This is a genomic window from Solimicrobium silvestre (assembly GCF_002976435.1).
Lineage (GTDB): Bacteria > Pseudomonadota > Gammaproteobacteria > Burkholderiales > Burkholderiaceae_D > Solimicrobium > Solimicrobium silvestre.
In genome coordinates this window covers 44,089-68,175 of record NZ_PUGF01000018.1, presented here as the reverse complement: position 1 = coordinate 68,175, position 24,087 = coordinate 44,089, and the positions used below count along the sequence as shown (strand labels likewise).

At 47.3% G+C, this 24,087-nt stretch carries 17 protein-coding genes; 7 read left to right on the top strand and 10 right to left on the bottom strand.

The window, feature by feature from the left end; all coding sequences use genetic code 11:
• Positions 1–198: 198 nt before the first annotated feature.
• The 5 genes from S2091_RS17160 to prfB all read right to left on the bottom strand — a co-directional run bounded on the left by S2091_RS17160 (position 199) and on the right by prfB (position 7,649).
• Positions 199–624, bottom strand: coding sequence for a type 2 periplasmic-binding domain-containing protein (locus tag S2091_RS17160; RefSeq protein ID WP_105533181.1), 426 nt, complete (start codon positions 622–624; stop codon positions 199–201).
• 277 nt (positions 625–901) lie between these two features.
• Positions 902–2,953 carry an extracellular solute-binding protein gene (locus S2091_RS17155; RefSeq protein WP_165795016.1) on the bottom strand — a complete coding sequence of 684 codons (2,052 nt, stop codon included), beginning with the start codon at positions 2,951–2,953 and terminating at the stop codon, positions 902–904.
• Between the two features lie 204 nt (positions 2,954–3,157).
• Positions 3,158–4,636, bottom strand: a complete 1,479-nt coding sequence (locus S2091_RS17150; RefSeq protein WP_105533179.1) for a sensor histidine kinase — start codon at positions 4,634–4,636, stop codon at positions 3,158–3,160.
• 307 nt (positions 4,637–4,943) lie between these two features.
• Positions 4,944–6,479, bottom strand: coding sequence for a lysine--tRNA ligase (gene lysS, locus S2091_RS17145; RefSeq protein WP_105533178.1), 1,536 nt, complete (start codon positions 6,477–6,479; stop codon positions 4,944–4,946).
• 65 nt (positions 6,480–6,544) lie between these two features.
• A protein-coding gene (gene prfB, locus S2091_RS17140; RefSeq protein ID WP_105533177.1) for a peptide chain release factor 2 occupies positions 6,545–7,649 on the bottom strand; the annotation gives its coding sequence in 2 pieces (ribosomal slippage) (positions 6,545–7,567 and positions 7,569–7,649; 1,104 coding nt in all).
• A gap of 340 nt (positions 7,650–7,989) precedes the next feature.
• On the opposite strand from prfB, the gene S2091_RS17135 reads away from it, so the two are divergent.
• Genes S2091_RS17135 through S2091_RS17125 form a run of 3 tightly spaced genes read left to right on the top strand, consistent with a single transcriptional unit; the run spans position 7,990 to position 12,106 of the window.
• Positions 7,990–10,248, top strand: coding sequence for a TonB-dependent receptor (locus S2091_RS17135; RefSeq protein WP_165795015.1), 2,259 nt, complete (start codon positions 7,990–7,992; stop codon positions 10,246–10,248).
• A gap of 18 nt (positions 10,249–10,266) precedes the next feature.
• Positions 10,267–10,950: a Fe2+-dependent dioxygenase gene (locus S2091_RS17130; RefSeq protein ID WP_105533176.1), complete on the top strand. Its 684-nt coding sequence runs from the start codon at positions 10,267–10,269 to the stop codon at positions 10,948–10,950.
• Between the two features lie 19 nt (positions 10,951–10,969).
• Complete coding sequence (locus tag S2091_RS17125) at positions 10,970–12,106, top strand: alpha-hydroxy acid oxidase (RefSeq protein WP_105533175.1); 1,137 nt, start codon at positions 10,970–10,972, stop codon at positions 12,104–12,106.
• 79 nt (positions 12,107–12,185) lie between these two features.
• Here S2091_RS17125 and S2091_RS17120 read toward each other — a convergent pair whose 3' ends face one another.
• The 3 genes from S2091_RS17120 to S2091_RS17110 all read right to left on the bottom strand — a co-directional run bounded on the left by S2091_RS17120 (position 12,186) and on the right by S2091_RS17110 (position 16,045).
• Positions 12,186–12,539: a FlxA-like family protein gene (locus S2091_RS17120; protein ID WP_105533174.1), complete on the bottom strand. Its 354-nt coding sequence runs from the start codon at positions 12,537–12,539 to the stop codon at positions 12,186–12,188.
• Positions 12,540–12,695: 156 nt separating this feature from the next.
• Positions 12,696–14,534: an aminopeptidase P family protein gene (locus tag S2091_RS17115; RefSeq protein ID WP_105533173.1), complete on the bottom strand. Its 1,839-nt coding sequence runs from the start codon at positions 14,532–14,534 to the stop codon at positions 12,696–12,698.
• 137 nt (positions 14,535–14,671) lie between these two features.
• Positions 14,672–16,045 (bottom strand): serine hydrolase domain-containing protein, encoded by a 1,374-nt coding sequence (locus tag S2091_RS17110; protein ID WP_105533172.1) that lies wholly within the window; start codon positions 16,043–16,045, stop codon positions 14,672–14,674.
• Between the two features lie 650 nt (positions 16,046–16,695).
• Between S2091_RS17110 and S2091_RS17105 the strand changes: the two genes are divergently transcribed.
• From S2091_RS17105 to S2091_RS17090, 4 genes are read left to right on the top strand one after another with little or no spacing between them, the layout of a single operon-like run.
• Positions 16,696–17,439, top strand: coding sequence for a c-type cytochrome (locus tag S2091_RS17105; RefSeq protein WP_165795014.1), 744 nt, complete (start codon positions 16,696–16,698; stop codon positions 17,437–17,439).
• 7 nt (positions 17,440–17,446) lie between these two features.
• Positions 17,447–18,634 carry a cytochrome-c peroxidase gene (locus S2091_RS17100; protein ID WP_105533170.1) on the top strand — a complete coding sequence of 396 codons (1,188 nt, stop codon included), beginning with the start codon at positions 17,447–17,449 and terminating at the stop codon, positions 18,632–18,634.
• Between the two features lie 23 nt (positions 18,635–18,657).
• Positions 18,658–20,172: a parallel beta-helix domain-containing protein gene (locus S2091_RS17095; protein ID WP_105533169.1), complete on the top strand. Its 1,515-nt coding sequence runs from the start codon at positions 18,658–18,660 to the stop codon at positions 20,170–20,172.
• 39 nt (positions 20,173–20,211) lie between these two features.
• Positions 20,212–22,677, top strand: coding sequence for a TonB-dependent receptor (locus tag S2091_RS17090; RefSeq protein ID WP_105533168.1), 2,466 nt, complete (start codon positions 20,212–20,214; stop codon positions 22,675–22,677).
• Positions 22,678–22,730: 53 nt separating this feature from the next.
• Here S2091_RS17090 and S2091_RS17085 read toward each other — a convergent pair whose 3' ends face one another.
• Both S2091_RS17085 and S2091_RS17080 read right to left on the bottom strand, forming a co-directional pair.
• Entirely contained in the window at positions 22,731–23,276 is a 546-nt protein-coding gene (locus S2091_RS17085) for an LOG family protein (protein WP_105533167.1), read from the bottom strand.
• A 31-nt stretch (positions 23,277–23,307) separates the two neighbouring features.
• A complete protein-coding gene (locus S2091_RS17080) occupies positions 23,308–23,976 on the bottom strand; it encodes a TetR/AcrR family transcriptional regulator (protein ID WP_105533166.1) in 669 nt (222 codons plus the stop codon).
• Positions 23,977–24,087: the final 111 nt, after the last annotated feature.

Genomic DNA, 24,087 nt, shown 5'->3' with positions numbered 1-24,087 from the left:
TGTTCTGAAAGATCGCCTTAGCAGAGATTTCTTATATAGCTATTCTTTAATCTGTAATAACTTTCACTTATCAAGTGCGCCAAAGACATATTTGGTTTCCAGTTTTTTAGTTGATAGCTTAAAAATAGGTCTAGGTTAACTACGACACGCTGACACACATGGAAAATTGCAAGTTGTTATGAGTCTTCATCCGGCATATTAGTCCGACGTTAATACCACTTTGACAGAGGAATCAACCGCGCTTTTTTCAATATAACCAATCGTATTGGGGTTGTTTGTCACCAGTTTTTTGATTTCAGCTGAGCTCGCCACTTCTTTAGGCGGAGTTCCTTTTCCTGAAAATACCAGACGTGACCAAGCGGACTTTACTTGCGCCTCACTTTTTCCGGTCACTTTATCGTAGAAGTTGTTTCGAACGGCACTGCCAGTGGCTTGATCGAGCGGCATTGCGGTATTTCCATTGGGAAATTTATCGGTTTTCCCCAGATATAGTGACGAAACTTGATCAGCAGTTAACGCTGCAACATCGCTTTTTGCGCCAACTACTACGGCAACTTGGGAAAGCGCAGCTTGCGCACTGAAAAGGGCAACACAAAAAAATATCGTTTGGGTGAAATTTTTCATTTAGTGGGCTTTCATTCTTCAGTTATCTAACTTATTACTGAGCGATTTTTAACTTTAGGAAAAAAAATGCACTCAATCAAGATAATTCTTCAAACTTAAGAATGGGGAGTCTACAAATTACAAGAAGGGCGGGAGCCTTCGCAAATCGCGGATCTCTTGGACTCTGTGGTTTATTAAAGATTGTTCGCAAACATACTTTAACGTCAACGCATTAGGCACCTGGAAGGTCAGCCAGATGATTTTCATTGGTTGATCTAAGACCGTTCTATCTGATCATTTAATGAATAATATGGGACTTCCGCATCTGCACAGTAGTGTTTTTTTGTCCTATCTTTAACGCCGTATCTACGGATATCTTCTGCGCTAAAACGCTGGAGGCCAAATAGCCAATGTTGTCTCCAATTGACACAAACTCGGGAATTTCGACAAATTGGATCCCGATATAGGGACGTGGCTTGAGCGAAGCATTGTTCGGATTGGCTTCATTGATCGCCTTGAAAACGACATCCGCAAAAGAAGCGACTGCACGATAGCGCGGATCTTTGTAAGTGGAAGCGCGAGTGCCAGGTGGAACATTGAGCCAGCCTTCGCGTTTTGCAACAAGTTCGATGTACTCCTTTGATGTCGCCCACTCAATAAATTTCAACGCCTCGGCTGGTGCTTTTGATGAGGTCGGAATGGCAAGGGCCCAAGTCCAAAGCCATTGAGAACCATTGGCGGTTGAGAACACGGGAGTACGAGTAAAACCTACTTTAGCCGCGACCTTTGATTGCTTGGCATCCAGGAGCGCGCCTGCAAATACGGTTGCGTCAATCCATATGCCGCAATGACCACCCTGGAAAAGCGTCAGGTTTTTTGCATAATCTTGTTCTTCGGGATTTGGCGGGCCATATTGCGTCAATAAGTCCTTGTAGGTCTGGAGTGCTAATTTCCATTCCGGCGTATCGATCATTGGGTCCCAGTTCTCATCAAACCAGCGGCCGCCAGCTGAGTTGACCATAGTTGTGATGAGTGCCATGTTGGCTCCCCAGCCTGGGTCGCCTCTCAGGCAAATTCCATAGATCTGTTTGTCAGGAGCATGGATGGCAGCCGCAATTTTCTTGATGTCATCGTATGTCGGTGCTTCCGGCATGGTGAGTCCTGCATTGGCGACTAGGTCTTTGCGATAAAACGTCATGGAACTCTCCGCATAAAATGGAAGCCCATACAGATTTTCTTGAAAGGAGAGCATATTGCGAACCGGCTTGATTACGTCCTCAAGATCATATTGAGGTGAAAGATTTTTGAGTGGCAATATCCAATTATTTTTTGCCCAGATAGGCGTCTCATATGCACCGATGGTCATAATATCGTACTGACCATCCGAGACGGCTAAGTCGGTCAACTGACGCAAGCGGAGAATTTTTTCATCCAATATCCGCCAGTCGAAGCTGATATCGGGGTGCTTTTTTTGGTATTGCACCGAAAGCTTTTGAAGAATAAGCATTGAAGAAACGTTTAATGTACCGATGGTGAGTTTCGTTTTTCCTTTAACCGAAGGCAAGTGCATGCTCAAGCCGTGTACATACATGATCCTGGCAAGACTGCCATCGGCGTCTAACATCTTTAACCCTCGATCGAAATCTTCTTTAAGCTTTTTGGATTGGGCCGAGGTACGAGAAAAACCCACATGGAAACTATTCGTCGCCAAAGAAGAAAATACCTCCAGTTGCCTGATGTATTGGGGCCGCTGTTCGGCCATTAAATCACCAGCCGTCAGCTTATCCATTACGGCCAGGTCAAGCTGATCGACCATCAGCATATCTAAGTTTTCTATGTCGTTATTGACGGTGTACTTTTTCAAAAAATCGGCATGATCAAATTCAGGAGAGATTGTTACTCTATTCACAGCGCCAATTCGATAGCTAGATAAACTTTTTAGCAACGTTGAAATATCGCTTTCACCAGCTGTATTCGTAATTTTGGATCCAATTTTCTTCAATAGCACGAGATGCCCACCTGGAAAAGGATCAGACAGCAGGAAAGTGTTTTCACTGGCTTTGTTTGAATAAATGGCTAATTGTCCATCCACCTGTCCTGTCGCCGCCATTTGATTAGCGCGTGCAAGGGGAAAGAATTCAATTTTTACGGTGTAGCCGATGCGTTTGAAGGCCTCTATGGCCACTTGACCGGCGTATCCGTTGCTTGGCAAATTTTGACCGACATAAGGCGGTTGTTCAACGGCAGAGAGGACAACTTCCTTGGCGTTGCCCTTAATTTCAACAGCATGAGCGTTATAAAAGCTGGTTGCATTAAAGATTAGAAACGCCAATATTAAGAAGTTTCGCATATAACTCCCGTTTACCAGGTTGGTTATTGTCGGATCAGAAATTCTCATTCTACGCTTGAAACCGATAAAAAAATGCTGTCTTCAACGGCGATTGCATGCATTAATTAGCGGACGTAAATTGGAGGTTCCACCCCTGCAGCAAGCTTGTTCACTATTGGGAATTACACCATTTTTCAAATCGTTTAATTATTTGCGTAACTCACTTCATGGGCCGACATAACCAGATGAGCGCACCAGGTAGTTATCTATCATTGGCACAGTAAACCAAAACGTCGTTCCTTGATTTACTTCAGTCATATAGCCAATTTCTCCTCCCATTTTGCCGACCATTTTTTTTGCAATATTTAGTCCTAATCCAGCACCATCTGATCTGGTATTTGACCTGTCAGCTTGCGTGAATTCACCAAATATTTTGCTACGGAAGGCGAGGGGAATCCCTTCGCCGTGATCTTCAATTTCCACTCGCGCAAACCCATCAGCGGGTACGATACGTACCGTGACGATGCCGCCCTGGCGTGAAAATTTGGCGGCATTGGAAAGTAGATTAGCCAAAATTTGCATTAAACGATTTGTATCACTGATGACGCGACAAGGACCTTCATGCGGAGCCAGCATGTAGCGAACTCCGAATGAGGTTGCGTAGCCGGCGTTTAGCATAATCGACTGTTCAATTATTTTTACCAGTTCGATTTCGTCTTTATGGAAGATCATCATGCCAGACATTAATTTTTCCATGTCGAGAATTTCATCAACCAAATTAATCAGAAGCTGACTATTTTTGCTGGCGAGTTTTACCATGTCGTGTGCTTTATATGGCAAGTCGCCCATTACGCCTGCAACTAATAATTGCAGTGAGCCGTGAATTGATGTGAGCGGAGTACGCAAGCCGTGGCTGATTGTTGATATGAATTCGTTCTTCATTTTTTCAGCAAGTTTTTGTTCGCTGATATCGGTGAGAATTCCAACTAAACGGCGTGGTTTTCCCGCCAGGTTGCGCGCAATCAAGCCACGGTCCAGAACCCAAATATATTGTCCGTCTTTGCGACGCAGGCGGTATTCGTAATGAAAGCGATCCGTATTTTTAGCGTCGCATGATAAGGCCTGACTGATTACCCAATCAGCATCTTCGGGGTGTATGTGGCTAACCCAGGTTGCTACGGTATTCGCTAGCTCGGCATCGGTGTAGCCGAGTATTGATTTCCAGCGTGGTGAATAATATATCGTGTCTTGTTCAATATCTCTGTCCCATAATCCGTCGTTACTTCCCGCGATGGCAAGTCTTGCGCGTTCTTCACGTTCTTTTAGTATTAATTCATCATGGGCATGTTGCGTGTAAACAGCGCGCAGTTTGCTTTGTGCTTCTGCTAACGCGCTCATTACACTTTTGTCTATGCCAGGGGCTATGGAAATCGGTGATGAGAAGTCGCTGCTTCCAAGGCGTTCAATCTGTTCATGTAATTCATGGACAGTCCCACCTAAGATTGCGCGCCAATGTTGTTGCATGCTCCAGCATAAATACACAATTAACAACCCAAATAAAATGGTAATTATCCGTAATTGCGCAGTAGTTACTTCTGTAATAAAAACATAAGCCACAAAGCCGATGGCGAGCACGCATAGCGTAGCGAGTGCTAATCGGAAGTTGAGTGCAATTCGAGGTGAATTATCCTGTGGGTCGATCATTCTGCGTGTTCCCCCGGAGGAAACAATTTATTATCATTTAGAACAAATTGTCGCATTGAAAGGCATGGACTTTTAATTCTAGGACGCAGCTTGGGTGATGACTAGGAAACTTTATTTGCGAGTGCAGCATAGCGGGAGTTAAATCTGCTGCTGGTACGTGGCACTAATCGATTTAATGCTTCAGTTTAGAGGGGCGATTTTTGATAAAAAATTAATTTTTAATATTGATTTCACACATCCAAAATGCGCTTTAGAACGTCGCGCATGATGGAGTGTTTATACGATTTTACTGTTGAGCTTTATGAAATTAATCTTCGCGACGTAAATGCGGGAAGAGAATCACGTCACGAATATTTGGTGAGTCAGTGATCAACATCATCAAACGATCAATACCGATACCGCAACCACCGGTTGGAGGCAAGCCGTATTCGAGTGCGCGGATGTAATCGGCATCGTAATACATGGCTTCTTCGTCGCCCGCTTCTTTGGCATCCATTTGTGCTTTAAAGCGTGCTGCCTGATCTTCGGAATCGTTCAATTCTGAGAAGCCGTTGGCGATTTCACGGCCAGTCATGAATAACTCAAAGCGTTCGGTAATTTCAGGTTGTGTGTCTGACGCACGCGCTAACGGGGAAACTTCCACCGGATAATCAATGATGTAAGTCGGTTCCCATAATTGCGCTTCGGCGGTTTCTTCAAACAGCGCCAACTGCAATGCACCTAAGCCGGAAGTGGCGAACGGCTTAACGCCGAATTTAGCTAATTCTGTTTTAACGAAGTCGATATCGTGCAATTGCTCATTGGTGTAATGCGGTGCGTATTTATTGATTGCGCCAACTATAGTCAAGCGATGGAATGGTTTACTCAAATCGAGTTCGCGACCTTGGTAAGTCAATACGGCAGTGCCGTGCGCATCAATAGCGGCTTTGCGGATGACTTGTTCGGTGAAATCCATCAACCATTTGTAATCTACATACGCTGCATAAAATTCCATCATGGTGAATTCTGGATTATGACGCGGTGAAACACCTTCATTACGGAAGTTGCGGTTTACTTCAAACACACGCTCAAAGCCGCCGACGACCAAACGCTTCAAATACAATTCCGGAGCGATACGCAAAAACATTTGCATATCCAGCGCATTGTGATGCGTGATGAACGGCTTCGCAGCAGCGCCACCAGGAATCACGTGCAACATCGGTGTTTCCACTTCCATAAAGGCATTGTCTTCCATGAAGCGGCGGATCGAGCTCATCGCGGCAGTACGTGCCTTAAAGGTGCGGCGGGTATCTTCGCTCATGATCAGGTCAACATAACGCTGACGATATTTCATTTCCTGATTTGCCAAGCCATGGAATTTATCCGGTAATGGGCGCAGCGATTTAGTCAGTAAACGCAGCGTGCTGACTTTGATTGTCAGTTCGTCGGTTTTGGTTTTAAACAGTAAACCTTCAATGCCGAGAATGTCGCCCAAATCATAAGTGCGGAACGCTTCCATTTCGGCTTCACCTGTTTTTTCGGTGGTGACGTAGAGCTGAATCCTGCCATCGGCTTGTTTGCCGGAGGCGTCTTGCAACACTGCAAAAGCGGCTTTTTTACCGGCTTCGCGTTTCAACATCATGCGGCCGCCAACGGCCACAGTCACGTTCATTTCTTCCAATTGTTCGCGGGTAAATGCACCGTATTTTTCTTGTAATGCAGCGCATTTATCGGTAGGGCGGAAGTCGTTCGGGAATGCGACGCCTTGCGCACGAATCGCGGTTAATTTGGCGCGGCGTTCGGCGATAATGGAGTGTTCGTCTTCGGCAGGGGCTGCTGCTGGATTTGCTTGTGGTTCGGTCATGAATGTCTTTCCGGTTTGGTGGGGACTAGCCCCACCGAATAATTGAACAGTTTCTGAATTTGGATTTATACGCCTTGCTTGAGCGACGCAGCAATAAAGCCATCTAAGTCGCCATCTAATACTGCCTTGGTATTACCTGTTTCAAAACTGGTGCGTAGATCTTTGATGCGCGACTGGTCTAAAACGTAAGAGCGAATCTGATGTCCCCAGCCCACGTCGGTTTTTGAGTCTTCCAGTTTTTGCTGTTCACTCATGCGATTACGCAGTTCCAGTTCATACAACTTGGCTTTCAACATATCCCACGCTTCAGCGCGGTTACGATGTTGGCTTCGGTCATTTTGGCATTGCACCACAATCCCGGAAGGGCCGTGGGTTAAACGCACTGCAGAATCGGTCTTGTTAATATGCTGACCACCGGCACCGGAAGCGCGGTAAGTATCAACCCGCACGTCGGCTGGATTGACGTCAATATCAATCGAATCATCGACTTCAGGGTACACAAACAGACTGCAAAATGAAGTATGGCGACCGTTGGCAGAATCAAACGGCGACTTGCGCACTAAACGATGTACGCCGGTTTCGGTGCGTAAAAAACCGTAGGCGTAATCGCCTTCGACTTTGAGAGTCGCGGTTTTAATCCCGGCAACTTCACCGTCGGATTGTTCCAGAATTTCTACCTTGAAGCCCTTGCGTTCGCAATAGCGCAAATACTGACGCAAAATCATCGAAGCCCAATCCTGCGCCTCGGTACCGCCCGCGCCGGATTGAATGTCGATAAAGCAGTTATTCGGGTCCATCGGATTATTAAACATGCGACGGAATTCCATGCCTTCCACCAGCAAGCGCAGCACATCCGCATCGCCTTCAATGGCTTCCATGGTGTCTTCGTCTTGCTCTTCACGCGCCATGGTAAACAGATCAACGGCATCGCGCAGATCGGCATCAATTTTGGTGAGGGTATGGACAATCGCTTCCAGCGATTTTTTTTCGCGCCCTAAATCCTGGGCTTTTTTAGGATCGTTCCAGATTGCCGGATCTTCCATCTCGGCATTTACTTGTTCGAGTTTCTCTGACTTTACATCGTAGTCAAAGATACCTCCGAAGTTCAACTTCACGATTGGTCAAGTCCGACAACAAGCCGGCAATACTATTTACGCGTTCTGCTTCCATGATTTTTCTGGGGATTTTTGTTTGGTCGAACCGAGAATTATACCTGAGACCGTGATGGGCTATTGCGTTTGATGCTGCATTTGCCCAATAAATAGGCGTTAGTTTCCGTGTCTTTTTAAATTTCTTATGACGAGATCAAGGTATGAATTATTTATTTATTTTATTTGCAATATTAAATAATAATGATTATCATTCAGCGATTGTTTTTATAGTATCTCTTTGCTTATGATGAATAGCTCGTCTTGCAGGGGGAATTGTAATTTCCACGGTAGCCAGCAACCATCTTTTCATAGATAGCCAGTGATCCTTTTTAGATTTTAATTAATAAAAAAGGTTATCTATGCACCAAAAATTAAACAAATATCCTCTTGCGCTTGCAATCGAGACTATCGACTTCCCGCACGAAATCGCTCTGATCAAGCGCCGTCAACCCCCTTCAAGTTTTTCTGCCGGTCTGTCCATCAGCGCCTTCATGTTGGCTGCATCGGCATCCAGCTGGGCGCAAACAACCTTGCCTGAAGTGACGGTGACTACTGACCGTAGCAGCAAGGAAACGTTGCAGACTAATCAAACCAGTATTGGTAAAGGCACTCAGGACATCCGCGACATTCCGCAGTCAATCACCGTGATGACTGAAAAGTTGATGGATGAAGCCAAGCTGACGACACTCAAGGAAGCGTTGCATTACACCTCGGGGATTACGTTTGCAGCGGCAGAAAATGGTACCGACCAAGACATTCGCCTGCGTGGCTTCCCTGTCGCTACAACGGGTGATTTGCTGCTTGATGGAATGCGCGACCCATCCCAATATGACCGCGATGCGTTTAATTATGACCGGATTGAAGTGATGCGCGGCTCAGCTTCTATGCTGTTTGGTCGCGGTTCTACCGGTGGCGTGATTAATCAGGTTTCTAAAAAATCGTTTTTGGATGATCACAATGAAATTGATACTACTCTGGGTACCGGGCGATATTTCCGCTTGACTGGTGATTTTAATATCCGTACCGGAAATGACTCTGCTTTGCGTATGAATGTGATGCGCAACACGGCTGATAATAAAGGTGCCGAGATAAATAAATACGGTATTGCGCCAACATTCAGTTGGGGGATTGGTCATCGCGATGAGTTTAGCGTCGGCTTGTTTTATCTAAACGTGGATAACGTACCGATGTCGGGAATTCGCTATCTGAACGGCACGGTGCCTGATATTAAACCTGGTAATTTTTATGGTACCAAGAGTGATTATCAACGTGGCGAAGCAACTTATTTATCTGCCTCGCATAAGCATCGCTTTGATGACGGCGGTCAATTACACAGTCAGATACGTTCGGGTCGTTTTAATCGTTCCCAATGGAGCACTACAGCCAGTTTTGCCAAGGGCACAACGCCGGAAAATTTGAATGGCGCTACCGTGCTCACGCGTTCGGGTTTGGCTCCGCGTAAAGATAGTTATACCGGAACCTATCTGCAAAGTGATTACAGCAATAAATACAATGCCTTTGGCGTGAAGCATGAGTTGATCGGCGGCGTCGATGCCGCTTATGAAAAAGCCGATCGTTTTGGCGGCTGGGGTGGAGTGGGCACCAATTACAACAAAGGAAATACTACGGTGGGTACGCCGAATGACGGCCGGAGTTTGCCGGTAGAGCCTATGTATCGGGATATCAGCAATTATTCGTTTAAATCTTTCGGGCTTTATGTGCAAGACCTTGTACAAATTGCGCCTGATTGGAAATTGTTAGGCGGTATCCGGTTTGATAGTTTTAAAGGCGATTTTGATCAAATTGCTTATCTAAACGCCACGACCAACATGTCTAACAAGACGACTTCCACCAGCTTGTCCGACTCCATGTTCAGTTACCGCACCGGTGTGCTGTATCAGCCTAGTGCCACCAGTTCTTATCATTTGTCGTATGGCACCTCGTTTAATACTTCGGCAGATACTTATCAGTACGTAACGCAGCAAACTGCCAATACGCCGCCGGAAAAAAGTCGCAATATTGAACTGGGTGCAAAACTGGATTGGATGGACGGAAATCTCTCCACCCGCGGCGCATTATTTCAGACTGAAAAATACAATGAACGCACCACCGATTCCGACTTTGCGGGGGATGCTTATACCTTGTCGGGCAAGCGCCATTCGCGTGGAATGGAAATTGACATAGTCGGTAAGTTGACGCCGAAAACGGAAGTGTATTTTTCTTATACCAATATCTGGGATGCAAGCATTGATAAAGCGGGATCGGCTGCGAATGCGCAAGCCAGCGTTGGTAAAAGGGTGGGTTTAACCCCCAAGCAAAGCGCTGCCTTATGGTTGAGTTATCAGGCCATGCCTAAATTGCGGGTTGCTGGTGGCGTGCATGGCGCATCGGAAAATTTTGCGCTTTCAGGTCAAACCGGTGCGGCGTATGCCAATGCTCGTGCTCCCGGTTATGCCGTGGCCGATTTAATGCTGGAGTACACCATAGATCCGCGCTGGACTGCGCAACTCAACGTGAATAACGCCTTCAATCGCCGTTATGGTGATCAGTTGTATCCGGGCTTTGTCGTGCTGGGCGCTCCGCGTACTTTTCTGCTGACTGTCGCTACTCGTTTTTAACTTTTACCTGGATCCACGATGTTACTGCAATTAAAACAAATATTGCTCCCTGAGGAAGTTACTCAGGCGCGTACTATTTTAGCCCACGCTCCCTGGGGCGATGGGCGGGTAACATCAGGGGCACAGGCCGCGCAGGTTAAAAATAATTCTCAATTGCCAGAGCAGTGTGATGCCGCTCAAGCTTTGCAAAAGCTGGTACTGCAAGGTTTGAAGCGTAATTCTGCATTTTTTTCTGCCGCTTTACCCAAACATATTTCGCCGCCACTGTTTAATCACTACGGTGGTTCGGCAAATAATTTCGGCGATCATGTTGATAGCTCGGTGCGCTATTTACATAACGGTGAAAGGGTGCGCACCGATATATCGTGCACCTTGTTTTTAAGTGAGCCGCATGACTACTGTGGCGGTGAACTGGTGATTGCGGATGGTTATCGTGATGAGCGCATTAAGCTGGCTGCTGGTGATTTGATTTTGTATTCTGCTGATCGCATACATCGGGTAGAGGCGGTGACTGAAGGTCAGCGTTATGCCGGATTTTTTTGGATAGAAAGCATGGTGCGCCAGGAAGACCAACGCCGCATGTTGTATGCGATGGATACCCACTTAATTAATTTACGCGAGCAAATGGGTGAAACACATTCCGCCGTTATCGGCTTAACCAGTACCTACCATAATCTATTGCGGATGTGGGTCGATACCTGAATTCGCTGATTTACTCCTCATGATTCCAATCCTACAAACCGTACCTCCGCATTTAGTAACGCTGGCCGACCATGAAACCCATGCGCTTGGCTTGTTGGATGCGAATGCGCGTGCGTATTTTAGTGGTGGTGCCGGTGATGAATACACTCTGCGTGCTAACCAGCAAGCGTGGAATCAAATATCACTGCGGCCACGAGTATTGCGCTCGCTGGTTGGCGGGCATACCCGTATTAATTTACTGGGGCGCACGTTGGCCCATCCTATTTTATTGGCTCCCGTGGCGTTCCAGCGACTGGCGCATAACGATGGTGAGTTAGCCAGTGCCTATGCGGCAGCCATGCAAGGTGCCGGTTTTATTTTAAGCACACAAGCAAGCGTTGCATTGGAAGTGATTGCTCAAGCAATACGCGATGAACCGCAGCGCGGGCCGCTCTGGTTTCAACTCTATTGGCAGCACGATAAAACCTTGACTCAGCAACTGGTACAACGCGCTGAACAAGCTGGTTATGAGGCCTTGGTGCTCACGGTGGACGCTGCTAGCAGCGGTGTTCGTGACCGTGAACGCCGAGCAGGCTTTACTTTGCCGGACAGCGTTTTTGCCGCAAATTTGGCAGGATTTCCAGCGCCTCCGCCCGTTATTTTGGAGCCTGGGCAAAGCGCGTTGTTTGACGGTTTGCTCAGGCATGCCCCCACCTGGGATGATATCGGCTGGTTGCAAAGCATTACTTCGTTGCCAATCTTATTGAAGGGAATCATGCACGAAGAGGATGCGCGCCTTGCCCAGCAACATGGGGTTGCCGGCATCATCGTTTCAAATCATGGCGGCCGCACTCTGGATACTGTCGCCGCGACAGCCACGTTATTGCCGCAGATTCGCGCCGCAGTGGGGTCCGACTTTATCGTTTTAGTGGATGGTGGAATTCGACGTGGTACCGACCTACTGAAAGCCGTGGCATTAGGCGCCGATGCTGTTTTGCTGGGACGTCCAGCTATTTATGGTTTGCGTAATGCCGGAGCAATTGGCGTTGCTCACGTACTGCGCCTATTGCGCGATGAACTGGAAGTTGCGATGGCTTTATGCGGCTGTGCGGTGCTTGCAGATGTAACGTCGGCGGTGATTTGTGCAGGTAGAACTGAAGCACCAATCTGTTCTTAAATTACTATAGCGCTGCGTTCCCCCACCTTCAACTTTTAATGTTAGCAACTTCGCCGTCGGATTGTTCTGGAATTTCAGTTCAGGCAAATGTATCTATATTTGTGTCTGGGATGATTGCGCTGCCATTGTTTTTTTGTGCGGCGGTTTGAGCAGGTATTTTTTCTATGATGTTGGTTTGATTTTCTTTTTGCTTGGTTTGCAACTCCATCAATTGCGTCAATGCCTGGTACAGGAGCGTGAGCGTGCCTTGCAGTAGTTTGAGCTGTTTGATTTTGTCATTCGGAGCGACAGAGCCATCGTTGATCAGGTTTTTGATGCTTTTCTCTACCTGGGCAATCTGTTTCATGAGCTTCTGGATATCCGTGGCGATATCGCCAGAGCTATCAGTGCCAAGGACAATTCCGCTGGATACCTGGGTTAATAGGTCTGCCATGTTGGTTTGGCATATAGGTTTTGTATATAACCCGTGCCGTAGATGAAGGTTATCTTGGTATCGGCACTATCTCAGCAAACTTGAATCGTTGCTTCCTGCTTGGCAACTGGGTGGATTGGTGCATCAGGCGACTGATGCACTAATCTTGAAGTGCTCTTAAATTGCGACGGTGCTGCGTTCCAGCCAGGCTAATGCGTCGCCGGTGACTAGCGGTGTCAGGCGTTGTTTAACGGTGGCGTGGTAGTTGTTGATCCAGTCAATTTCTACCTGAGTGAGGTGTGACTTATCAAGGCAGCGGGTATCAATTGGACACAGCGTGAGTGTTTCAAAACGGATGAACTCACCAAATTCAGTGCTGTCGCCGGGTACGTTTAATACCAGGTTTTCTATGCGGATACCCCATTTTCCAGGGCGATAAATACCGGGCTCAATCGAAGTGATCATGCCCAATTGCATCGCGGTTTGTGGCTCCGGCGGAGTCAGCCATGAGATGTTATGCGGGCCTTCATGTACATTCAAAAAATAACCGACGCCGTGCCCTGTGCCGTGGCCGTAATTTAAACCGGCTGCCCACATTGGTGCGCGGGCAATCGCATCTAATAACGGCGCGCGTGTGCCTACCGGAAATTGCGCAACTGAAAGCGCGATCACGGATTTTAATTCCAATGCAAAGTCACGTTTTTGTTCTGCGCTTGGTTGACCAATCGCCACTACCCGAGTGATGTCGGTGGTGCCGCCCAAGTATTGACCGCCTGAATCAATCAGTAAAAATCCGTTGCCTTCAATGACGGTATTGGATTCCGGTGTGGCGTGATAATGCGGCATCGCGCCGTTGGCGTTAAAGCCGGCGATAGTGCCAAAGCTCGGTGAGACAAAGTCCGGGCGTTTGGCACGTGCAGCGCAAATTTGGGTGTCAACATCCATTTCGGTAATGACTTGCTTGCCGATAGTGTTGTCAAACCAGGCAAAGAATTCGCATAAGGCGGCGCCATCTTGTTCCATGGTGTTGCGGATATGCTGGACTTCAGCGCTGCTTTTACGTGATTTTAAGAACGTGGATGGATTAATTGCATCGATTTTTTTAACGCTGGCTGGGCAAGATTCTAAAATGCCTAAAGTAACGCGGCGCGGTTCAACTAACAACGTGCTGTTGGATGGCAGCTCAGCTAATGCCGAAGTAATTTGCTGGTAATCGCGGCAGTGTATGTGTTGTGCTGCTAACGCGCTTTGTAATTCCGCTGGGATTTTTCCTTTGCCGATAAATAGTTCAACATGCTCTTGATTGATTAAGGCATGTGCCAAAAATACCGGGTTGTAACTGACATCGGAACCGCGCAAATTGAGTAGCCAGGCGATATCGTCGACGGATGAAATTAAGTGGGCATCTGCGCCCAGTTCTTGCATCGCAGCGCGAACCAAAGCGAGTTTTTCAGAGCGCGATTGCACAGCATAAGGTGCACCATGTTCAAAAACTGCCTCGGTCGGCAAACTCGGGCGGTCTGGCCAGGCAGCGTTAAGCAGATCAAGTTTAGTGTTGAGTTTAATCTGGCGCGCAGACAAGCTTTGTTCCAACTGACGCGCAATCGCCAAGCTTAATATCATGCCATCCACCGAGACAGTTTGATCTGCGTTTAAGTTGGCGGCGAGCCAGTCAATATGATCGGTCGCACCAGCCGAGGCGATTTTCATCATCTGTACGCCAGTTCCGATTAAATCTTGTTCAGCTTGTACCCAATAGCGCGTATCTACCCATAAGCCAGCAAAATTTGTGGTGACGATTAAGGTGCCAACCGAACCGGTAAAACCAGAAAACCAGGCGCGGCCTTGCCAGCGCGCGGGTAAGTACTCGGATAAATGCGGGTCGGCAGATGGAATCAGGCAAGCGTGAATGCCGTTACTTGCCATGTGTTGGCGGAGTAATGCCAGGCGTTGCGGGATGATTTGTGAGCTGTGCGATGAGCTAAGTGCGGCGCTAGCGGACGATGAATTTGGCATGGTTGATTCAGGTTGATGATTTATAAGAGTTGCTGGGTATAAATTTTACCTGATTTGCGGAAATCAAAAAAAGCCCTGTGCTAAGTCATTAATTTAGCTGACGGATTTGGCATATGAGAAGCAATTTAGCAAAATTTTTAATCCGTTGCCTTGATAATCTCAGCCAGCATCGCCTGCGGCATATACATAAATTTACGCGGCGTTAGCCCAAGGCGCACTACAACTAATTGCTTGGATGGAATAATAGCAATAGTTTGCCCGTCGTGACCTTGCATCCAATAGGTATCTTTGGGAAGCATAAAAGGGGTATCCGGGCTTTTTCCTTCCGGCGTATCCGGGCCTGGCCCCTCCAGCCAAATTTGACCCTGACCATATTTGCCCTTTGACGCCGGTACGGCACTCAACATCATTTTTACATAGCCCTCAGGTAACAGATGCCGGCCATTCCAAACACCGTCTTGTAATAACAACTGACCAAACCGCGCCCAGTCTTGTGCCGTTGCATACAAGTAGCTGGCACCGACCAGATTGCCGCGTGCGTCGGCTTCCAATAATGCACTCGTCATTCCAAGCGGCGCAAACAAACGTTGTTGCGGAAAACGCAATGCATCGGCACCGGCAACCTGTTGCCAGATTTGCGCCAGCAAAACGGAGGTTCCGCTCGAATAATTCCAAACGCTACCTGCTGGATGTTCCAGTGCCTGATCGTGCACGAAGGTAGCCATGTCGGGCTCCAAATAAAGCATACGCGTCACATCCGATACATCGCCATATTCTTCGTCGAAATGCAGACCGCTGGACATCGCTAGCAAGTCAGCTAATTTAATTTTTTCACGCCCGTCGGATGGGGTTGCTGTTCGCCAAAAACCGTCTTGGTTGAGCCTTAATTTTCCCTCGCCAACCTGAATGCCAATTAATGCCGCATTCACGGTTTTTGTCATGGACCAGCCAATTAACGGAGTGTGTTCGTCAAAGCCGGCACCGTAGCGTTGTGCAATCAGTTTGCCTTGGTGAATCACTGCAATACCACGCATGCCGGGGCCGTTTAATACTTCCTGGCTGATGATGTTTTCTACCTTCTCATTCACTTCAGCTTTTGAACCAACTGGCCAGGCAGCGTTGGCGGAAGGAAGAGGGAGTGCCGCAACTTTCATCTGATATTTACGTGCCAGGGCAACGTCGCCATCCGGTACTGCCGCGCAGCCGGTGCCCGGCCGGAAAACCGCCAGCCCATCGCCAATGAAGCCCAATATGTTGGCACTCACCAGCCCATGTTCACGGTCAACTTGCACTCGCATTAATTTAAGTAGGGGATGGCCGGGTGCCTGCACGTCCAGGGCTAACACTTCGTTAGCATCGCGTCCAGCTAAGAACACGTTGGAGCAAATAATTTTGGCACTGTAATTTGCGCCAACACGGATTAGGTCTGGGGGCGCGTAAGCTAGCCAAATTAATCCTGCGCAAAATAAAAACAGGACTGCGCTTGCTGCCAATTTCCATCGTGAAATCATGATGTTTCAGCTTTAAAGAAGACAATAGGGGAGGGTTTGTTGTGACGATTAATTATTTCCGCCCAGCATTCTTATTTTAGGATAAATGGGGAAATTTATTGGAATAAATGCTTGCGGCTATGTTTTTAGGAAAAGGGTTGAAGTCGATGTACTTAACACATGATTTATTTAGTGTAAATATTCTAATTTGGTAAATTTTAATAGACTTTCACCAAAAAAATTATTGTTTTACGGCATCAATATTTAATCTTGATGATTTGGTGTCAGAAAATTTAATACATTAAACATCAAGTACCAATGCATCTATTGATGAGTCTTCTAGCCTACTTGCCGAAGATTGTTGCTAATACCACTTATAAAAAACATATTCTACGAAAATGAAAATAAGCTAAAACACGCATACTTTCGTTTGATTTTCATGGTTAAAAAAGAAAAATATGCTGCTTGATTGATAACGTAGTGAAAACAACAGTGTTCTTTACAAAGCAAAAGTTTGGTTGATATAGTTCTCTGAGGAAATTTTCCTGCCACGCAAAATCTTGATGATAAAAAAGCGGCTGCGTGCAGAGAAAGATAAATCCAATACAAAAAATAGATGATGGATTAGCTACTGGTAGCAGAGCTAAATCCGGCATCAAATGGGGACAAGCATGTCAATGAGCACGATTTTTGGTCTGGGTAGTCGCACCAGAAAAGGGGTCTTTGCGACCAAACAGAACCTAAGCATGGCCTCTTGGTCATTGCCGCCACTATCCTCATTAAAAACCTATGCGGCACTAACGTGCTTCGTTAGTCTGTTTACCGCACACTCCGGCAGCGCCTCCGCTGCAGATGGAAAGGCATTATTTAGCACGACATGTATTGCGTGCCACGGTAGTAAAGGCGAGGGTAATACCGTTATCGGCGCACCAAATATTGCGGGCATGGATGCACCGTACCTCACGCGACAATTATCTAATTTTTCAGCAGGAATTCGCGGCACTGCCGCTAGCGACAATTATGGGGCGCAGATGCGTGCAGCCGTCGCGGTTTTGAAAAGCGATGCCGACCGCGTAGCGGTAGCCAGTTATGTCGCCAGCTTGCCGAAAATAAAAGCGACCTCCACCTTTAAAGCGAACTTAACAAATGGCAGCACCCAGTTCAATGCGGTGTGCAGTTCATGTCACGGCAGCCGGGCTCAGGGTAATACGCAAATGGGCGCACCTGCTTTGCCGGGGACAGACCCGGTGTATTTGGAGCGACAGATTACCGCATTCCGCAGTGGTACGCGGGGTGCTCATAAAGACGATAAAACGGGGGGCTTAATGCGGGTCGGGGCGAATATGCTGCCAGATGCGCTCAGTGTGCATGACGTTGTTGGCTACATTAATACCCTTAACACCGTGAAGCCGTAAGCAGAATATGCGTGCCTCGATTCTGATCCTTCTGGTAATTCTGACCCTGGCCACCGGGAGTGAAAATGTCTGGGCTGGCGAAATTACTCTTTCTACTCAATGCCCGGCCAGCTTTGAAAAACAAGCAGGGCATTGCAAATTACGTTCCATTTACACCGACTATGCGTCGTTGCAAAGTGCCGGTGTCGGCGGATTAAAAACAGGTTTGCCGCCATTGCGCGAGGGCTTTAGTGCCGAACAAATGGACCTTGGGCGCTATTTGTTTTTTGATCCAATCTTGTCTGGAAACGGTAAACAATCTTGCGCTAGTTGTCATAGCCCGGATAAAGGTTTTTCCGATGGGCGGCCACGCAGCATCGGGGCCAGCGGACAAGAAACCACACGCAATGCACCCAGCTTATGGAATGTCGGTTTTCTCACCAAATTTTTTTGGGATGGCAGAGCGACTTCGTTAGAAGCACAAATGAAGGGGCCGTTGTATAGCACGATAGAGATGGCCTCATCCCCCGAAAAAATTCTGGCGAACTTGAATGGCAACAAAGAATATCGACGCCTTTTTGCGCTTGCCTATGCCGACACGAATGTTAAAAACGCCGAGGCTAAAAATGCCAGTGCTACCAGCATCAACATTGAGCAGGTTTATCACGCCATCGCCGCCTTTGAGACGACGTTAATTTCATTAAACAGTCGTTATGATTTGTATGCGCATGGCGTACCTGATGCACTGACCAAGCCGGAACTGGAAGGCTTAAACGTCTTTCGTTCATTCGTTGCGCGCTGCGCGGAATGTCATACGCCGCCACTGTTTACCAACCAACAGATTGTGGTCATCGGCACTCCTGAAGCGGCTGGTCGAAGTTTTGACCCCGGTGCCGGTGCGATTAGCCATGATCCCAATTTACGCGGGGGATTCAAAGTGCCTAGCTTACGCAATGTCGAATTGACTGCGCCTTACATGCACTCGGGCCGCTTTGCTACTTTACGTGACGTGGTCAGTTTTTATAACGAAGGCCGAGGCCATGCGGTACCCAAAAACGAAACACTGCATTTGCATTGGCATATACACGAACCCAAACTTTCCAATGCTGAATTAGATCGGCTGGTTGATTTTCTTAAAACCTTAACCGATGAATCTTTCAAGCCGCAACGACCCAGCGTTGTACCGTCCGGCCTACCTTTGATGTTGAATAAATAAAACGTTATCAATAAGGAGATCACATGAGCAAAAAGAGAATATTCGCCGGCGTGTTGGCGTTGATCATTGCAGCAGGTGCAGGTTACTTCGTTGCGCGTAAACAGTTTTTGGGTGCCATCAGCATCGACACGGCATCGGCCCAATCCTTGCTGACCGGCGCACGAACCGCCGGGGCCGGTAAAGAGAACGCAGCAGCGCTGACCAGTGCCATGAGCGGCAAGATCATCACCGTCAAATCCGGTGAGTTAATTCAGGATGCGGTCAATCTGGCGAAGCCGGGCGATACCGTACAAGTGATGCCGGGAACCTATAGCGAAACGGTGTACATCGACAAGGACAACATTGCATTAATTGGCGTTATTCAAGAAGGGCAATGGCCGACTTTAGACGGCATAGGCAAGCTTAATGATGCCGTTTTGTATTCAGGGAACGGCATCCGCGTTGAGAACTTTAAAATTATCAAATACAAAGGCAATGCGATTATGGGGCAGGCGGGTAACAACTTTGTGATACGCCATAACTGGATACAAGATACCGGCGTGTACGGGATTTTTCCGCAGTTCGGTCAAAATGGCCTGATCCAGTACAACGTCCTGTCAGGCATTGAAGATGCCGCGATTTACGTCGGTATGTCGGACAATATTCAGGTTGACCACAATGAAGTGCATGGCAACGTAGCGGGTATTGAAATTGAAAATTCGCGTCATGCCGTAGTTGAAAATAATATGGTCTACGACAATGCCGGCGGTATCCTGACCTTTGTTACGCCATGGTTGCCGATTAAAACGACTTTCGACGTCATCATCCGTAACAACTTCATTGTCGATAATAATCACAAAAACTTCGGCGCTCCGGGCTCCATTGTTTCTGGTGTGCCGAGTGGCTCAGGCATTATCGTCATGGCCGCCAAGGACGTGATGATTGAAAATAACGTAATCCGTAATAATAAAAATGCCGGCATTATTGTGGCCGACCACAAATCGTTTGCCAACATTACCATCGATCCGGAATCGGATCCTTATCCAGATCGCATCCAGGTTTTATCCAACCTGTTTTCAAATAATGGCACTGAGCCGATGGATGAAATTAAAGCGTTGATGCTGGCTTCCATGACGCGCCAAGGCCCGGATATTGTTGCCGTAGGCGGTGGTTCGGGTAGCTGCATGGTTGACCGTGCAACCCATGCGACCTTGGGCATTAGTAGCTGGGCTGCCAATTGTCCTAAAGCGACTACTGCAGATATTGTTACCTTGTTGTTAGATAAGCCAGCGGTACCGCGTTCGACAGCAACGGTCACCAAAGGGCAGGTACTTTATAACGGTATTTGCGCAGGTTGCCATGCGTATAGCGCCCGCATGATCGGGCCACCAACTCAAATTATTCAGGCTTTATATTTAGGTAATCCACAAGGTATTGCAGATTACATCGCCAAGCCAAGCAAGAAGCGGGAAGATTTTCCGCCTATGCCTTCGCAAGGCCACCTTACTCCTGAATTACGCCTTACCGTCGCTGAGTACATGCTGTCTGTTAAGAATTAATCTTTGAATTTAGAACGATAAAATAATGGAGACACAGCTATGAAATTCAGACAAAAAAATTTAGCTTTCAGTATTTCACTCGCACTGTTGACGGGCGCGCTGGGAGGCACGGCGACGACGGCGAATGCTGCTGAACAAACCGCAGACAATCCAGCACCAGCGCCAGCGGCATCTGCTCCGGAAGATGCATCGATAGCGGTAATTACCATCACCGCACAAAATCGTAGCCAACAGATGCAAGAGGTGCCGATTTCATTGCAGGTTATTACTAACGATCAAATCACCAAGCTCGCTGCGAATAATCTTTCTGACTTAAATGGATATATTCCAGGCCTGGTCGTAAATGGTTCTCAGCCGACGCAGCCCGGTTACTCAATTCGCGGTATCGGCACCGGCGACTTTGGTATTGGTACCGATTCCCCGGTCGGTATCTATGTTGATGGCGTCTACACCGGTAAAACCGGCGGTGCCTTAATGAACTTTAATGACGTAGAGCGCGTTGAAGTGCTGAAAGGTCCGCAAGGAACTTTGTTCGGTCGTAACAGTGCCGCAGGTGCGATATCAGTCGTAACTAAGGGGCCGTCCAATGAGTTTGAGAACGACGCTAATATTCGATTCGGGCAGTACGGTGAACGTAATGTAGATGCCATGTTGAATGTTCCACTGAGCGACACCGTAGCGTTACGCTTTACCTTTGTCGACAATAAAAGTAGGGGCTGGCTGAACGATAGCGCCACTGGTGAATCGATGAATGACACCGGTGACTGGGGCACGCGTGCTACCTTGCGCTGGAATGCGCCGGGACACACTAAGGTTATTTTTAGTTGGGAGCACGAAAGCCTGAACCAAGATGCCCGGCCTGACATAGGCTTGGTGCCGCTTGCCCTGCAAACACCCGCACCGCCATTTCCGGCTAATCCCAATACTTACCTGAATCCGATTACCGCACCGGCCTATAATAATTCAGACGGCAACTTAGAAAAGCGTTTGTTTAACGGCGCAACCTTGCGTGTGGAATATCCCTTTGAATGGGGCACATTCGATTCGACGACGGCGTATCGACATTTTAATTCCAGCAATATTGAAAGCAATACTGGTTCCAATCTGGTCGGCTCTTATCTCACGACCGGTAATCTGGAAAATAACACCACATGGCAGCAGGAATTTAAATTATCCGGCAAGAACGACACCGTTGACTGGTTGACTGGCGTGAGCATGTTTTCTGAGAGTGCACAGCAAACCAGCCAGGTTAATCTGAATACCGATACGCTGAATAACGTATTCAATAATTTATACAGTTTCCCTGTGTATGGTTTGTTAAACGACGCAGCGGTTGCACTAGGTATTCCGGTTAAATTGTTTGGGAATTCCTGGCAAGAAAACATGTTTAACAGTGAGACGTCCAAATCCTATGCTATTTACGGTGATGCGATCTGGCATGTGGCGCCTAAGCTCAACTTAACCACGGGTGTGCGTTTTTCTTATGACTCCAAAAACTTCAGTTGGTATAACCCGCCGCGGGTAGCGCCCGGTGTCGATACCGCGTTGGCTACCTTGAATCAAGTCAATTTTTTCCCAAATCTGGTGCAAGCCGGTGCGATAACTCAGGCACAAGCTAACCAGGTAATCGGTGCCATGACGCAGAATATTGAATACGGCAACGCGCTATCGCTGAATGCCCCGTATTCCATGAGCAATAGCTGGACAGACGTTAGTCCGCGTGTGGTGCTCGACTATAAATTGAGCCCCGATGTGATGGTGTATGGTTCCGTAACTAAGGGTTATCAGTCGGGCGGCTTTAATGCGCAATTAGTGGCCGGTGCATATCAACCGGAAATAGTCTGGAATTATGAAGCCGGGTTAAAGAGCTACTTTCCTGAGCAGCATTTGTTAATCAATTCATCGCTGTTTTTATACAAATTCTCCAATTTGCAATCGTTGAGTTTGGTACCGAGCGGTTCGCCTATCCCGCAATATCAGGTTACCAGCAGCAATCAGTCTGCAGTTGGCGTTGATACCGACGTGCGTTGGCAGCCTACCCATAATCTGCGCATGTTTGCTGTTGCCGAATACATAGATCAAGATTACGGAAATTATACGGCGGCGGATGGTACCAACCTGAATAACCAGCCAACAGGTACGCCGTTGTGGACGATTGCTGGCGGTGCTGACTATACCCAACGCAATATCTGGGACGGCAGCATTAACTATAGTTTGCAGCACGCCTACACCGGGCCGGTTCGTTGTAATGCAGATGCTGTGGCACAAGGCGCCTGCTTATCCACGCCAACGTTCACATTGGGTGGCTCAACTCAGCGAACCGATGGGCGGATAGGTTGGGATGCTGGAAATCATAAATGGGGTGTCGCTGTGTATGTGAATAATTTATTCAATAACCGCTATGTGACTGGCATTGATAATACCGCTCTCACGGTATTGGGAACCCCGGCTGCGAATATTTCTGCACCAAGAATCGTGGGGATGCAATTGCATGTGAGTTTGTAGCGTAATTCTAAGACCAAGGTATAGCCCGTCGGATCATTCCGATGGGCTATGTTTTATTGGAAGTGTGCTTTGAGTTGCAGAATTAAATCTTCTGCATCGCTGGATTTGAGTAGTAATGCATGGTGGGTCGGTTTTAAAAATCCCTGCAGTACCGTGTGATCTAAGAAACTGATTAAGCCATCATAAAAACCGCCTACATTCAGTAAGCCAACCGGTTTTTGATGAAACTCGAGTTGCAACCAGGTGAGCATTTCAAACAACTCTTCCAGAGTGCCTATGCCGCCGGGCAAGGCGATAAAGCCATCGCACAATGAGGCCATCATGGCTTTACGTTCATGCATGTCATTAACTATATATAAACGGGTTAATGCCATGTGAGCGACTTCTTTATCTACCAATGCTTTGGGAATGACACCGGTGACTTCGCCTCCTAAACGCATCACTTCGTCCGCAATAATACCCATTAAACCAATGTTGCCGCCGCCATAAATCAGGTTCAAATTATGGCCGACCAAAACACCTGCCAATGAGCGCGCTGCATCGGCATAACTGGGTGAGATGCCGGTGGCCGAGCCGCAGTATACGCAGATTGATTTCATGGAAGGAGTGAAGGTGTAAAGGTGTTGTAACTTAGTGCTTAAGTTTGAGCAAATATTCTTGCATTTTGAGTTTAAATTGTACGTTGGTGTCGCCGCGTAAATAAGGGCAAATTAAGACTAATACTTGATAGCAGCCGCGCACCAATGAATCGGACATAGCTTCTTGTTCGGTGTATTTACGCGGATTGCGAACGTATTCGTAAGAGAGCCAATAAGTGATTAACACCACCATGTTAGTGGCCAAGGCATCAATTTCAATATCGCTTCCTTCAAACGCTGCATCTTCACGTAAGCCTAAGCATAATTCTTGTGCGACGCGAATTTTGTGCGACAAAATTTGTTTGAAATTGAGTTCGAGTTTGCGATTGCGCGATAACAAATCATTTAAATCGCGATAAAAAAAGCGATAGCGCCAAATGAGTTCGTAGGTTAAATGGAGGTATAACCAAATATCATCTACGTTGGCTTTGCGGCCTTTGGGGAAAGCGAGCTTTTTGTTAATTTCTTCTTCAAATTGAACAAAAATCGAATTGACGATATCGTCCTTATTGCGGAAGTGGTAGTACAAATTGCCGGGGGAAATATTCATTTCTTCAGCGATCACCGTCGTGGTGATGTTAGGCTCGCCAAATTCATTAAATAATTTTAAGGACAATTCCAAAATGCGCTCGCGAGTGCGGCGTGGAGCTTTTTGTTGCATGTTTATCTCGTTTGTTAATTGCACAATGGCTTATGAATGCCATTTTAAGTGAGGTAACTGCAATAAACCTAGTGAAGTGTCAGATTTTTTTCGTCAACGGTGTTTATTTGG